15 protein-coding genes are annotated in these 14,069 nt (G+C 58.7%); 10 read left to right on the forward strand and 5 right to left on the reverse strand.

Going from position 1 to position 14,069, the window contains the following annotated elements:
• From AC3WLP_RS00615 to csrA, 6 genes are all read left to right on the forward strand, one after another.
• Nucleotides 1-790: NAD(P)H-dependent flavin oxidoreductase (locus AC3WLP_RS00615; protein ID WP_492576045.1), on the forward strand; the 790-nt coding region annotated here is incomplete at its 5' end.
• Between the two features lie 82 nt (nucleotides 791-872).
• Nucleotides 873-1,631: a molybdate ABC transporter substrate-binding protein gene (gene modA, locus AC3WLP_RS00620; RefSeq protein WP_054889279.1), complete on the forward strand. Its 759-nt coding sequence runs from the start codon at nucleotides 873-875 to the stop codon at nucleotides 1,629-1,631.
• Nucleotides 1,631-2,311 (forward strand): molybdate ABC transporter permease subunit, encoded by a 681-nt coding sequence (gene modB, locus AC3WLP_RS00625; protein WP_003250923.1) that lies wholly within the window; start codon nucleotides 1,631-1,633, stop codon nucleotides 2,309-2,311. Before modA ends, modB begins: the two co-directional genes overlap by 1 nt.
• A gap of 1 nt (nucleotide 2,312) precedes the next feature.
• Nucleotides 2,313-3,404: a molybdenum ABC transporter ATP-binding protein gene (gene modC / locus AC3WLP_RS00630; RefSeq protein ID WP_088512352.1), complete on the forward strand. Its 1,092-nt coding sequence runs from the start codon at nucleotides 2,313-2,315 to the stop codon at nucleotides 3,402-3,404.
• A gap of 57 nt (nucleotides 3,405-3,461) precedes the next feature.
• Nucleotides 3,462-4,484, forward strand: coding sequence for a DNA topoisomerase IB (locus AC3WLP_RS00635; RefSeq protein ID WP_088512353.1), 1,023 nt, complete (start codon nucleotides 3,462-3,464; stop codon nucleotides 4,482-4,484).
• Between the two features lie 253 nt (nucleotides 4,485-4,737).
• Nucleotides 4,738-4,935 (forward strand): carbon storage regulator CsrA, encoded by a 198-nt coding sequence (csrA, locus tag AC3WLP_RS00640; protein WP_012051904.1) that lies wholly within the window; start codon nucleotides 4,738-4,740, stop codon nucleotides 4,933-4,935.
• Between the two features lie 39 nt (nucleotides 4,936-4,974).
• Here the strand turns inward: csrA and AC3WLP_RS00645 are convergent, their stop codons facing one another.
• The 4 genes from AC3WLP_RS00645 to AC3WLP_RS00660 all read right to left on the reverse strand — a co-directional run bounded on the left by AC3WLP_RS00645 (nucleotide 4,975) and on the right by AC3WLP_RS00660 (nucleotide 9,052).
• Nucleotides 4,975-5,328, reverse strand: coding sequence for a response regulator (locus AC3WLP_RS00645; RefSeq protein ID WP_012051903.1), 354 nt, complete (start codon nucleotides 5,326-5,328; stop codon nucleotides 4,975-4,977).
• Between the two features lie 11 nt (nucleotides 5,329-5,339).
• Nucleotides 5,340-6,785 (reverse strand): ATPase domain-containing protein, encoded by a 1,446-nt coding sequence (locus AC3WLP_RS00650; protein ID WP_012051902.1) that lies wholly within the window; start codon nucleotides 6,783-6,785, stop codon nucleotides 5,340-5,342.
• Nucleotides 6,786-6,790: 5 nt separating this feature from the next.
• Nucleotides 6,791-7,951: a two-component system sensor histidine kinase NtrB gene (locus AC3WLP_RS00655; protein WP_088512354.1), complete on the reverse strand. Its 1,161-nt coding sequence runs from the start codon at nucleotides 7,949-7,951 to the stop codon at nucleotides 6,791-6,793.
• Nucleotides 7,952-8,836: 885 nt separating this feature from the next.
• Nucleotides 8,837-9,052 carry a helix-turn-helix domain-containing protein gene (locus AC3WLP_RS00660; RefSeq protein WP_088512355.1) on the reverse strand — a complete coding sequence of 72 codons (216 nt, stop codon included), beginning with the start codon at nucleotides 9,050-9,052 and terminating at the stop codon, nucleotides 8,837-8,839.
• 1,176 nt (nucleotides 9,053-10,228) lie between these two features.
• Between AC3WLP_RS00660 and AC3WLP_RS00665 the strand changes: the two genes are divergently transcribed.
• On the forward strand, nucleotides 10,229-10,480 hold the full coding sequence (locus tag AC3WLP_RS00665) for a hypothetical protein (RefSeq protein WP_021784261.1): 252 nt from the start codon (nucleotides 10,229-10,231) through the stop codon (nucleotides 10,478-10,480).
• A gap of 1,514 nt (nucleotides 10,481-11,994) precedes the next feature.
• Nucleotides 11,995-12,753, forward strand: coding sequence for an SIR2 family NAD-dependent protein deacylase (locus tag AC3WLP_RS00670; protein ID WP_088512543.1), 759 nt, complete (start codon nucleotides 11,995-11,997; stop codon nucleotides 12,751-12,753).
• 116 nt (nucleotides 12,754-12,869) lie between these two features.
• On the opposite strand, the gene AC3WLP_RS00675 is transcribed toward AC3WLP_RS00670, so the two are convergent.
• Nucleotides 12,870-13,196: a hypothetical protein gene (locus AC3WLP_RS00675; RefSeq protein WP_088512544.1), complete on the reverse strand. Its 327-nt coding sequence runs from the start codon at nucleotides 13,194-13,196 to the stop codon at nucleotides 12,870-12,872.
• Between the two features lie 127 nt (nucleotides 13,197-13,323).
• On the opposite strand from AC3WLP_RS00675, the gene AC3WLP_RS00680 reads away from it, so the two are divergent.
• Both AC3WLP_RS00680 and AC3WLP_RS00685 read left to right on the forward strand, forming a co-directional pair.
• Nucleotides 13,324-13,524, forward strand: a complete 201-nt coding sequence (locus AC3WLP_RS00680; RefSeq protein ID WP_158249198.1) for a hypothetical protein — start codon at nucleotides 13,324-13,326, stop codon at nucleotides 13,522-13,524.
• 71 nt (nucleotides 13,525-13,595) lie between these two features.
• Nucleotides 13,596-13,928: a DUF7693 family protein gene (locus tag AC3WLP_RS00685; RefSeq protein WP_178085886.1), complete on the forward strand. Its 333-nt coding sequence runs from the start codon at nucleotides 13,596-13,598 to the stop codon at nucleotides 13,926-13,928.
• The last annotated feature ends 141 nt before the right edge of the window (nucleotides 13,929-14,069 follow it).

Here is a 14,069-nt window from a genome sequence, read left to right on the forward strand (position 1 = left end):
CCCCCCCCCCCCCCCCCCCCCCCCCCCCCCCACGCCGGTGTCCAACCGCGCGCCTTTCGACGAGCAGAGCTGCCTGCTGGTCGAAGCGTTGCGACCGGAGGTGGTGAGCTTCCACTTCGGCCTGCCGCAGGCCGAACTGCTGCAGCGGGTAAAGGCCAGCGGTGCCAAGGTACTGTCCAGCGCCACGACTGTGGAAGAAGCGGCCTGGCTGGAGCGCAATGGCTGCGATGCGATCATCGCCATGGGTTATGAAGCCGGTGGCCATCGCGGCATGTTCCTCAGCGATGACATCACCAGCCAGATAGGCACCTTCGCGCTCGTACCGCAGGTGGCCGATGCCGTCGGCGTGCCGGTGATTGCCGCCGGTGGTATCGGCGACCACCGCGGGCTGTTGGCGGCACTGGCCCTGGGTGCCTCGGCAGTGCAGATCGGCACGGCTTACCTGTTCTGCCCCGAGGCCAAGGTGTCGCCAGCGCATCGCCGGGCGCTGGACAGCGCGCCTGCCAGCGACACCGCGCTGACCAACCTGTTCACCGGCCGACCGGCGCGCGGCATCAACAATCGCATCATGCGCGAGCTGGGGCCGATGAGCGAGCTAGCACCGCGCTTCCCGCTGGCGGGCGGGGCATTGATGCCTTTACGGGCGATCACCGATCCGCAGGGAAAGAGTGATTTCAGCAATCTGTGGTCGGGGCAGGCGTTACGGCTGGGCCGGCACATGCCGGCGGGTGAGTTGACGCGGGAGATTGCCGGTAAGGCACTGGCAGTGATCGGTCACCAGGCATTCTGACAGGCAGGCCTGGCCTCTTCCCGGCCAATGGCTTATCGCTATATAGTTAAGGCTATAACGATAACCTCAAGGAGCTGTCTTCATGCGTATCCGCTCGCCCCAGCTGGCCGTCACTGCCCTGGCCAGCCTGTTCGCCTTCAACACTGCCTGGGCCGACGAAGTCCAGGTCGCGGTCGCAGCCAACTTCACAGCCCCTATCCAGGCCATCGCCAAGGACTTCGAAAAAGACACCGGTCACAAACTGGTCGCGGCCTATGGCGCCACCGGGCAGTTCTACGCGCAGATCAAGAACGGTGCACCGTTCGAAGTGTTCCTCGCCGCTGACGACACCACCCCCAAGAAGCTGGAAGCAGAAAAGGAAACCGTACCCGGCTCGCGCTTTACCTACGCCATCGGCACCCTGGCCCTGTGGTCTGCGAAGGAAGGCTACGTAGATGCCAAGGGTGAAGTGCTGAAAAAGAACGAATACAAACACCTGTCTATCGCCAACCCGAAAGCGGCACCTTACGGCCTGGCCGCCACCCAGGTACTGGACAGGCTGAAGCTAACCGAAGCCACCAAAGGCAAGATCGTCGAAGGCCAGAACATCACCCAGGCCTTCCAGTTCGTCTCCACCGGCAACGCCGAACTGGGCTTCGTCGCCCTGTCGCAGATCTACATGGACGGCAAGGTGACCCATGGCTCGGCATGGATCGTGCCGTCCAACCTGCACGACCCGATCCGCCAGGACGCCGTCATCCTCAACAAAGGCAAGGACAATGCGGCCGCCAAGGCACTGGTCGAATACCTCAAAGGCCCGAAAGCCGCAGCGGTGATCAAATCCTATGGTTATGAACGCTGATGCCACTCGATGCCAGTGACCTGGGCGCTATCTGGCTGACCGTAAAACTGGCCAGCCTGACCACCCTGATCCTGCTGGTCATCGGCACCCCGGTCGCCTGGTGGCTCGCGCGCACGCGCTCATGGCTGCGCGGACCGGTGGGTGCGGTGGTGGCACTTCCGCTGGTACTGCCACCGACGGTGATCGGCTTTTACCTGTTGATCGCCCTTGGCCCGCACGGCTGGCTTGGTCAGGCCACCCAGGCGCTAGGCCTGGGCAGTGTGGTGTTCAGCTTCACAGGCCTGGTGATTGGCTCGACGGTGTATTCCATGCCGTTCGTGGTGCAACCCCTGCAGAATGCCTTTGGCGCGATCGGCCAACGGCCCCTGGAAGTCGCCGCCACCCTGCGCGCCAGCCCATGGGACACTTTCGTTCATGTGGTGCTGCCGCTGGCCCGCCCTGGCTTCGTCACTGCCAGCATCCTCGGCTTTGCCCACACGGTGGGCGAGTTTGGCGTCGTGCTGATGATCGGTGGCAACATCCCCGACAAGACTCGCGTGGTTTCGGTACAAATTTTCGATCACGTCGAAGCCATGGAGTATTCGCAAGCCCACTGGCTGGCCGGTGCCATGCTGGTGTTCTCATTCCTGGTGCTGCTCCTGCTGTACGCTGGACGCCGCGGCAAAGCTGGCTGGAGCTGAAATGACCGCATCGATTGTGGCGCGCCTGAAACTGGCACGCGACGACTTTACCCTGGACGTCAACCTGCACCTGCCCGGGCGCGGCATCAGCGCACTGTTCGGCCACTCTGGCTCCGGCAAGACCAGCTGCCTGCGCTGCCTGGCCGGGCTGGAACGGGCCGCCAGCGCCTATATCGAGGTCAACGGCGAAGTCTGGGAAGACAGCACCCGTGGCTACGTCCAGGCACCGCACCTGCGCCCGGTGGGCTACGTGTTCCAGGAAGCCAGCCTGTTCCCGCACCTGTCGGTGCGCGGCAACCTGACGTTCGGCTGGCGCCGGGTAGCGCCCGCTGAACGCAAGGTCAGCCTCGACCAGGCGTGCCAACTGCTGGGTATCGGCCACTTGCTGGAGCGCCGCCCGGCAACGCTGTCGGGGGGCGAGGCGCAGCGGGTGGGTATTGCCCGCGCCCTGCTCAGCAGCCCGCGGCTGTTGTTGATGGACGAGCCGCTGGCAGCCCTCGACGGCCCGCGCAAGCGCGAGATACTGCCCTTCCTGGAGCGCCTGCACGACGAACTGGACATCCCTCTGATATATGTCAGCCACGCCCAGGATGAAGTCGCGCGGCTGGCCGACCACCTGGTGTTGCTGGAACAAGGCCGGGCGATCGCCAGCGGCCCGATCGGCGAAACCCTGGCTCGCCTTGACCTGTCGCTGGCCCAGGGCGACGACGCCGGCGTCGTGTTCGAGGGTAAGGTGGTAGGGCACGACCCGCACTACGGCCTGCTTGACCTGCGCCTGCCCGGCAGCGATGGGCCGCTGCTGCGCATCACCCACGCGGCGCAGGTGATGGGCAGCACCCTGCGCGTCAAGGTGCAGGCCCGGGATGTCAGCCTGGCCCTGGCGGCGGACAGCGCATCGAGCATCCTCAACCGCCTGCCGGTGCGTGTGCGCGAGAGCCGTCCGGCGGCTAACCCGGCGCATGTGCTGGTCAGCCTGGATGCTGGCGGCAATGCCCTGCTTGCACGCATCACCCGCTTCTCGGCAGACCAGCTCGGCTTGCACACAGGGCAGACACTGTTCGCCCAGATCAAGTCGGTGGCCCTTTTGGGTTGAGCATCCTTAGCGCGCGTATTGTCCATTGATCAGTGACCTGATCGAGGCCTGCTGCCCATGCTCGACTGCCCCCTGCCGCGCACCCTGCACTACGTTGACGACAGTCAGCCGGGCCTGACCCGTCGGCGCTGGCGCGACCGTTTCATCTACCTCGATGCCGATGGCCAACGAGTACGCGACAGCGAAACCCTCGCACGCATCGCCGCACTGGTGATCCCCCCGGCCTACACGGATGTGTGGATCTGCGCCGACCCGCAAGGCCACCTGCAAGCCACCGGCCGCGATGCCCGCGGCCGCAAGCAGTACCGCTACCACGCGCAGTGGCGCCAACTGCGCGACCAGCACAAATACGGGCGCATGCTTGCGTTCGCCCAAGCCCTGCCAAAGCTGCGCACACAGCTGGAAGCCCACTTGGCGCGGCCAGGGCTGGACCGGGAAAAGGTCATGGCGCTGGTGGTGAGCCTGCTGGACCACACCCTGATCCGCATTGGCAACCAGCGCTACCTGCGCGATAACCGGTCGTACGGATTGACCACCCTGCGCAATCGCCATGTACAGATCAAAGGCAGCAGCATTCGCTTTCAATTCCGCGGCAAGCGCGGCGTCGAACACAACGTCACCCTCAACGACCGGCGCTTGGCCAACCTGCTCAAACGCTGCATGGAACTGCCTGGGCAGGCACTGTTTCAGTACCTGGATGAAGACGGCCAGCGCCATAGTGTCGGCTCCACCGAGGTCAATCAGTTTTTGCAGCAGTTGACCGGCGCCGACTTCACTGCCAAGGACTATCGCACCTGGGCCGGCAGCAGCCTGGCATTGAACCTTCTGAAGCCCTTGGCCTGGGAGCCGGAGAGTGAAGCCAAACGTCAGGTCGCCGCAATAGTCCGCCAGGTGGCCACGCGCCTGGGCAATACGCCGGCCGTGTGCCGACGCTGCTATATCCACCCGGCAGTCCTGGAGCACTATACCTTGGGGCGCCTTGCCAATTTACCGAAAAACCGAGTGCGCAAAGGCCTGGACCCGGAGGAAGTGGCCTTGCTGTTGTTTCTTCAGGCACTCGAGGAACAGGAGGCCCATTGAGCTTGTCTATTCAGCCCATGATGCGAAGAAATTTCCCATTAGCCGCCAACCCCCCTATTCTTGCCAGCGAGCACCTTGGCCGACAAACCGTTGACGGTTTGCTTTGGCACCTGCAACTGAAGACACGCAACAGAATTTGTCTGTCGGGGAATTACTATCCGCCGAAAGCGTCTTTAATGAGAAGGAAGAGGGACAAGCTCCCGCCGCCACGGCAACTAGCCCAGCGGACTTTTACATCACCAAGGAGAACTACATGCTGATACTCACCCGTAAGGTTGGCGAAAGCATCGTCATCAACGATGACATCAAAGTCACCATTCTGGGCGTCAAAGGGATGCAGGTGAGGATCGGTATCGATGCACCGAAAGATGTTCAGGTCCATCGAGAAGAGATCTTCAAACGTATCCAGGCCGGCAGCCCGGCTCCGGAGAAACACGAAGACTCACACTGAGCGTCACCCGAGGGGCATGGATGCGCTCGACCGCCAGCCTCAGGTGCCTATTAACTGATGCACCGTGGCGATCATCTCATCCATGTCGAACGGTTTGTCGAATATTGCGGCAAACAGGGCCGGACATCCTTGGCTGGCCTGTGCGCCGCTCATCAGGATGACCGGCAACTCGCTTAACGCCGGGTCCTGGCGTATGGCACGCGCCAACTCCTCACCGTTGAGTAGCGGCATCATGTAGTCGGTAATCACCAGCTGCACGCGCTTTTCCTTCAATGCCTCCAGTGCTTTGCAGCCATTGCTCGCCTTTTCCACCACGAAACCTTCGTCCTCCAAGGCAAAACCGAGGATATCGGCGATCAGGTATTCGTCATCGACAATCAGGATGGTGTTCATCGGCTCGTCCGTCACCCGCTCCCCTGCGGCGTCGGCGTTCCCGAAAGCACACCGCAGGCACCTTCGAATGCCTTGCGCAAGGTGATGCCTTGCGGCCCGATCAGCAGCTCGTGCAAGGCCGGATCATGGTGGCTGTCACGCACCTTGAGGACCGACAGCATGCGCTGCAGTCGCGAGTCCAGTTCGACAAAGCGCATCAGCATAAGGTTGTCGACGATACTCGACAGGTCCGGCGCGGGGGCGCTGATTTCCGCGCCGAAAATGTCGCGCATCTCCCAGGTCAGGACCACGCTGACATCGCGCGCGCGCAACTCACCCGCCAGCGCGCGGAAAAACGCATTCAGCCGCGTCGGGTCAATAGCCAGGCGGCTGAATGCGCCAAGGCTGTCGATCACCACGCGCTTGCTGCCCTGCGCCGCTACACGCTCCAGTAATCGCGCGCCAACCTGGTCCAGCAAGCCTTCGGTGGTCGGCTGCCAGCACAGCTGCAAGCTACCGCCCTGCTCCATCGCGGCAAAATCGTAACCGAGCGAAGCGGCCTTGCTGCGCAGGCGTTCGGGCGTTTCGTAAAAACCGAAATGCAACCCCGGCGCCTGCGGGGTGCTGGCACCCAGAAAGGCCAGGCCCAATGATGTCTTGCCAATCCCCGAAGGCCCCATCAACAGGCTGACTGACCCGGTGGCCAAGCCACCGCCAAGCATTTCATCGAAGGTTGGGACACCGCTGCTGATACGCGCCAAGGTGCCGCTGCCCAATTGGCTGGGGTGGCTGAACAACGCTTCCAGGCGAGGATAGACCTGCATGCCGGACTCATCGATAAGGCATTCGTGACGCCCCGACAACGCACCACTGCCGCGGGTCTTGCGCAATTGAACATGGCGCACGGCGCGGCTGCCGACCAGTTGCTCGCCCAGTTCGATCACGCCATCGACCATGGTGTGTTCCGGGCTGCCCTCGTCCAGCCGGGCACTCGTCAGCAACAGTACGGTGCAACCGGCGAAGGCCGCATGCCCCTGCAGCTCAGAGACGAACTTCTTGGTGTCCAGCGCGGTTTCCGCACGTACCCGGGCATTGAGCACACCGTCGACGATCAGCAGGCTGGCCTGTTGCCGGGCAATTTCCTGGCGCAGCAAGCGCACCACCGCATCCAGCCCATCCTGCTCGAGGGTATCAAAGGCGCTGACGAACTGGATTTTGTCACCGACCAGCGCCGGGTCGAAGAAGTCCAGCGTGGACAGGTACTGGAACAAGCGTTCATGCGACTCGCTCAGCAAGGTGGCCACCAGCACCCGACCACCGCCACGCACGTGGCCGCAGGCCAGCTGATTGGCGAGGATGGTCTTACCGGCCCCCGGCGGCCCCTGGATAATGTAGGAGGCGCCAGCTATCAGACCACCCTTGAGCAACGCGTCGAGCCCGTCGATCCCCGTTACCAGCCGCTTCAGTGCCTGTGCCATGTTGTCTACCTGTCGAGTGGGCTATCCGTCTGGTCCTGATACATTGGCAAGTACAGTCGCATGCAAGTTCCCCGGCCAGGCTCGCTGTCGACACAAATGGCACCACCACTTTGCCGGGCGAAACCATAGACCTGGCTAAGCCCCAGGCCGGTACCCTTGCCGAAAGGCTTGGTGGTGAAAAACGGCTCGAAGATACGCGGCAGTACCTCTGTGGGTATGCCTGCGCCGTTGTCTTCCACCTCGAAGCGCACGAAGCTGCCCTTCAGCCCTTCAACTTCGCCGAACAACTCGACCACATCGACAGTCAGGCTGATGCGGCCATGCCCGTCGATGGCATCACGGGCATTGAACAACAGGTTGAGCAACACCATCTGCAGTTGCCCGGCATCCACCTCGATCCGCGGCAGGTCCGGTTGCAGCAACACCTTCAAGTCAATTGAGCTTGGCAATGCATGTTCAAGCAGGCCACGCGTAGCGTTAACCAGCTCTGCCGGGGCAACGCTGGCCACATCGAACTTGCGGTGACGGGCAAAACTGAGCAGTTGCTGGGTCAGTTCGGTGCCACGCTGGCTGGCATCGAGGATGTGCTGCAACATGCGCTGGGTGCGTGCCGGGTCCTGGGTGGCCAGCGCCAGGCGCGCCGAGCTGATGATAATGGTCAACATGTTGTTGAAGTCGTGCGCCAGACCACCGGTCAACTGGCCGAGGGCTTCAAGCTTCTGCGCCTGGAACAGCTGGGCGCGCACTGCGTCGAGCTGCTGCGCCGTCTCGCGACGGTCAGTGATATCACGTGTCACCTTGGCCAGGCCAATGATCTGGCCATTCTCATCACGGATCACATCCAGTGCCGCCAAGGCCCAGAACTGCGTGCCGTCCTTGCGCACCCGCCAGCCTTCGTCCTGCGCCACACCCTGCTCCAGCGCCTGACGCAGCAGGCCTTCGGGGCGGCCCTGCGCACAATCCTGTGGGGTGAAGAACAACGAAAAGTGCTTGCCGATCACTTCATCCCTACGGTAACCCTTGATCCGTTGCGCGCCTGCGTTCCAAGACACCACATGGCCGGAAGGGTCGAGCATGTAGATGGCATAATCCACCACCGACTGAACTAGCTGTTCATAACGATGGGCGGGCATGAGGGAAGCGTCGAGGCAGTCGGCTGAAACCATGCAAACTCCACTGGCACAGCAGGAGGGAGAAAATGAACGTAGCCTGGAGTGTCTGCCAGTAGACAGCTGAACGACTACAGGCTGTCAGCGTTCCGGCTCGGCCAGCGCCGGGCTGATGCACCGCGGCATGGCCTCTTTCAGCAATCACAGGCTGAGCCGCATGATCATACCACCGCCGGCAGAGGCCAACACGAGCACCTGCGCGAACAACAGCCGCCAGAATAACCGTGGACGCACCACACCGTCGCCAACTCGGCCCCATGTCATTGCGGAACACGCTTGGATCCAATCATGGGCAACAGTGGCGTAACGACAGCAAGGTGTCAATTGCCCGTTCGATCGCCTCTTCTATCTGTTGATCATAGGTGCTGCAGTTGACTCAACTATAACAATGGGTTATAAAGCGCGCTTGATTGCGAAGCCCTTCTGCTTAGAAGCGAGCTGGTCGTTGCGACCCCTTCAAACGTGCGAGTGTGGTGGAATTGGTATACACAGCAGACTTAAAATCTGCTGACTGTCAACACCTTTTCTGTCATTCCATCACACCTTCATAAGCAGCTGTAGGCCACGTCCCACGAAGCTTCTAGCGTTTGCCCTTATTCCCTAAATCCTTCAGTATCTTTGGTCTTTTTGAGAGCTTGGTAGCGATTTGGTAGCCGGTACTCAAAATTAAGCTCAGCTCTCGCAAGCTTTCCTCAGCTCTCGTAAGCCCAAAGCGCCTCCTCTTTGAAAAACATCATATTTTTTTAAAATATTTTGCATCATCCTATCGGCTACCAAACCCGCTTTGCAGGCACAAAAAAACCCAGATCGATCTGGGCTTCTTGCTAGCCAGGGCATCGTGCCAAGGCCTTTATGAGCATCATGCTCGCAGCTCGGCAGCGGTCAGCAACTGGAAGGACAATACATAGTTTTGGAAAATGCCACGACATCTTGGGTACGATAATAAATACGACGAGACACATGCTTTAACGCAGGAATTTCTGTCGCGTGCTTATTAGTATATCGCCAGAACCTCAAGGTTTCCTTTGACACACCAAGGGCGTCCGCAGTCTCGTGCACGTCGAGAAACTCTTTAGCCAACTTATCAGCCGCAATCATAAAAACCTCTCAAAATATTCGCTTCCATTGGAGCACCCCTCCCTAGGTGTCAATTAAAGCTAAATGTTTGAGCATCTAAACGTCAAGGCACGAGAGACACATTTTCAAAGGGTGTCTCAGCAGCATACTCACTTATAGGCCTGAAACCCCAGCAAACACAGATGGGTATGCCAGACGCATACCTTAATGCAGCTAATAGACAACCTGCCGAAAGGTGGAAGAGACCGGCGCGAGCTGGGTGCTCAAGGATTGATCATCACCGCAATGGAACACCCCGCACCAACTCTACGACTACAAAATTGCAACCGCACACCATCCGCTTCAAGTAAATACAGCGACGCCGCCTTTACCAGCATTAGCTACCACTCGGTTGTTAGCGACCTGTACGGGTATGCGCCAAGCACTGGAAACTCAACAATTTAACGGTATATCTTCCGCGTACTTTTTTTTAAAAAATGAGTACCTTTTTTTGAGGTCAAAATCAAGCCAGCGCCTACGGCGCTGAAAAAAGCGATGCGCCTACGGCGCTCAAAAGCAAGCCACGCTCACGCGCATGCGCGTGAGGTGAAGTAGCGAGCAAAGGGGCGAGGCAAGGGAGGCATTCAGATCTGAGCTATCAGCATCTATCTCAAACAGCAGAATTCACGATCTCAAAATGGCATCAAAAAATTTGCAAAATAAGAGATCCCTGCTTTTTTTTGCTAACAAAATAATAGAGCTCCGTTTTTGAAAAATGATTTCAAGGGGGGGGGATGAAAAAAAATTTCATGAGGGCTTCAGAACGAGCGGATCAAAGCAAATCCATTCACCGTCCAAAAATATACTAACGGTTGATGCCAAACTATACTGATGGTTTATTTACGACGCGAAATCCGGCTCATTTGCCAAAAAACCAATATCGACGCGCGTTTTTCCGGATTTACTGTGCTAAAGTCACACCATCGTGAAACCATATCAACGTATCGTTAACTCAACGACAAAGTAACTTCCGTGCAATCTAAAAATTCTTCTCAGCCTCGAGACCCAGAAATCAGATCAGCCTTTCAAATTGGTATGCCGATCAATGTGCTCGCTGTGCACCTGCAACCGCTTCGATACTACCCGGTTCCCTGACTCAAACTGGCTTTAGCCACCCTAGGTCTTATGCCATAAGCCCTCTTCTGGTAAGTGATTGGTATGAGTATGCTGAAAATTCTTGATCGACTCTGGAACTGGGCTTTCCCGGACAACAGATCTGAAACTGAGAAAGCCAAGGAGCGGGAGTTCATTCAAGCTGTCAATCAACTCAAGACGCTCCGCACTACGGCCCGAGGTGGGATGGCTATCGATCCGGAGGAAATTCGCGATCAGGTACTGCAGAGTCGCGAAGCCTATCAAGATTTCGTCTCACCGCTGCATCGCAAAAATTTGCCAAAATCCGACGCCTAGACCAGCCTAATCTGACCTGTCCCCGTAAGGGTATACGGATAATATGGGCCGCCTCCCCTTATTGAATCGGGGTAAGGCGCCCTATCGATCACAGGCTGCTCTGTGGCGTTCAAGGTGAGTCATTTCCTGGTGCCATTCTGAAAGAAATTTCAACCAATCACTCAGATAAGCGCCTTCAGCTACTCGGGTCGAACCTCGGCTCGCGCACTCGAATCGCTCCCGCCACGGCTGGGGGATGTTTTCATCTCGGACTATGGCTATGCCAATAGGATGCGGCTCCGAGGGTACAAGATTTAAAACCTCATCAGCGTCCAGGGCCTGCCGGTAGATGGGCGAGGATTGCTCTTGGTGCTCAATGTCGTCCAGGACTTGGATTACAGCCTCAGCCCGTGGATCGCCAGGTATCAAGTGAGCGAGTGCCCAGAGTGCCTTCCGCCTTGCAACCTCAAGAAGATGGAGGTCGCCATCAGCAGCACTGCTGTGAAGCGTTTCTTGGACATCTCGGCTCATGAATTCTCGGACTCGTTTCCACTCTGCACTCTGAGCGCGCCCCTCTCGTGTACAGCTGTCGTGAACCAAGCCGCTCACCTACGGTGGCGTCATGGCCCGCTGGGCTTCCATCTTCGCGCCTGCGCGCTCCGCTTGCCGAAGGTGTGCAGTTCGAACTGCTGAAGCCTACCTTTACACCTCACAATAGCTCGGTGGCCAGAACATCCGGGCGAGGTACTCGTGGTTGTATGCTCCCACATGCGCCAGATTGCCTAGAAATAGTCGTTGTAACGTACTTTTGGGAATGTAACAGCGACGACGTTACATTCCAAAAAACGCGTTACATACGCTAGGTTCACGAGAGGGATGATCATGACCTTACGTTGTTTCCGGAGGCTCACCTACCAAGCTGTGAGCTGATGCTTTCTCAAAGAACCGGCAGATCATCGCTATTCATAATGATCCCATTTGGGGACATTAACCCATCAAACCGCCATTAATGCTCTATTTTGGGAACATTACGCGAGACGTTGCGTCTTTGCTCAAACGCGGCAGAGCTTTGCAGAAAGCTTGCCGGCAAGCAGACTAGAAATTTGATAGTCGACTGTTCTTTGGGGGATTGAATGGAGCTGGTCATGAGCAAGAGCCAAGCTCGGCGCCGCTGGCGTAGGATCATGAAGCTCGTCCAGCAAGGCGAGTCGTTCGTGATCACCAGGCTCGGCAAGCCAGTATGTAAGGTTTGTCCACCTGATTAAGCATTGGAGTACATTTGCACTCCTTCGGAGAACGGGCCGCCCAGGCCTTTCGGTAGCTACGACCTAGCCGAGGTTGATACGAAGTCGTTTTACCGATAGGGTTGCTGCGTATGTGTCTGGCACCAACGCCTACACCCTGAGGAAAAGAACTCTTCACTGGCACGCCGAAAGCCCGCCAGGAAGAGTCAGAGACCCCGAGCGACACCCCTGAACCGCCGTTTGGCGGTTTTTTTCTGCCTCACGCTACGTTCCCGGAGGGATGTCATGACAATGGACGCTGCTGCACTCCACCTTCGAGGCGCGCAAAGCGTAGTAGTGTTTACCGGGGCGGGCGCGTCAGCTGAGAGCGGGATCCCGACCTTCAGGGATGCTTTGACTGGACTTTGGGAACGATTCGATCCTGCTCAGTTAGCGACCCCTGATGCTTATCGTGCAGACCCTTCACTCTGTTGGGGCTGGTACGAGTGGCGCCGTCGAAAAGTAGCTCTAGCGCAGCCAAATGCTGCACACCATGCGATAGCTGAGCTCGCCAGGCGTGTGCCTAAGCTGACAGTCGTCACGCAAAACGTCGATGATTTACATGAGCGTGGTGGAAGTCTTCAGGTGATCCATTTGCACGGCAGCCTGAACTCTCCCAGGTGTATCGACTGTGGGCTACCGCATACGCTTGCCCTCCCCTTGGATACCCTTCCCGAAGGTGGGGTTCGCCTGGAGCCGCCGCGATGCAGCGGGTGCAATGGGTGTATTCGTCCGGGGGTCGTCTGGTTTGGAGAGATGTTGCCTGAGCAAGCTTGGAGCGAAGCCCTGGAGGCAGTAGAGGATTGCGATTTCTTTCTATCGGTGGGGACTTCAGGGATCGTCTACCCAGCAGCCGAGCTTCCGCTTCGCGCCCTAGGGAATGGCGCAACGGTCGTCCACGTCAACCCGGTGCTTTTCGATGTCAGCAGCCAAGAGCATTTCTTGAAAGGGCCAGCATCACAAATGGTGCCAACCCTGCTCCGCTGCGCGTTCCCTGGCGTGGGGCAATAGCTCCAGTTTTCTTCTCGGATGATGGTCATCAGAAGCTCCCAGGCTGTTCGATATGTCCCCAGACGGTAGCTCAGCTTCGCGCCGTTTTAATACGACGCGGCTCGCTAAGCCTTGCTCTACCCAGAGGTGGTCAGCAAGGCGAACCATTCAGCGTAGGGGGTGTTGGTGACCTTGCGGCGGTTGTAGTCCGGACTGCCATCAGTCCACCAGACCTCACCGCGCTCACCCAAGGCAACCTTAGCGGCATGGACACTTGCCCTGGCCCGTTGCAGTGCTGACGCGTCGTCTTCTGCTTTGGCTTGCTTAACGGCGCGACGAGCTCGCATGAGGTCGCCGACCAGGGCTCGTCTGGTGGCCTCAGAGAGACCTGGGTTAGCGCAGCGCCACAGCGTCTCTTTGACGACGAAATATCGACCGTCCTGGGTCTGGGGATGCTTCGGCATGGTGGCCTCGTCGGGTATACCCATGCAGATACGACCGTGGCCTTCCCTGGCCGGTTCTCTAATGAAGATGTGCTGGCACCTATAGGTCAAACCTGCCCGATGCTCCGTTTGAAAGCGGGTGGGATTCTTGCGTCTGCTCGACCAGAATGAGGAGCTCCTCCCTTCGGGCTTCATCTATAACTCCAGCATGGAGGATGGCGGCGATGTATCCAGTCGCGAGGCCAAATCGATACGTCACTTCATCCGCGCTTCTCGAGGAGCTGATGTCCTTGATGCGTGTGAGCGCCTTTTCTATAAGGCGAGCCTCATTCAACCGGTCGTCAACTGATGCCATGGCGTCTTCCCTGTGCATGGAGGCTGGTATCCTCGGGTGAATGACCGAGGGAGTTGGATCCTCATATGACACTAGACCAAAGCGGTAACGAGCCCCTTGGAGCGCTTACGGCACGCGAGGTTTGCCAGGTGCTCCGTGAAGTCGTCCTTGGGCGTCGGCATATGACAAAGGTGGGCGTACAGGCGTGGGATGAAGTCTATGCGTACCACTTCGTAGTAGACATCGAGGGATGGCGTATCACGATTTACAACGACTGCGATGAGCTCGACTACTGCGAGCAAGTGGTGAGCCCCAATGGCCAGCGCTGGGACTTTGATCCAGGTGCTCGTACAGATCCGATTGCGCTGCTGTCGACCTGGGAGCATCAGAGCCTGGAGCGAATGTTAAAAGCACTCTAGCAGCTCTATGGCGCGCCCCGTTGGGGACGGCTGTCGTAAACCAAGCCACTGTGTGGCTCGGCTCTTCGGGCTTCCATCCTCGCACCTCCGACCCTCCTGGTCTGCGCGCTCCGCTTGCCGCTCGCGGGTCATGGGCATCAG

This window comes from Pseudomonas sp. FW305-E2 (assembly GCF_058782925.1).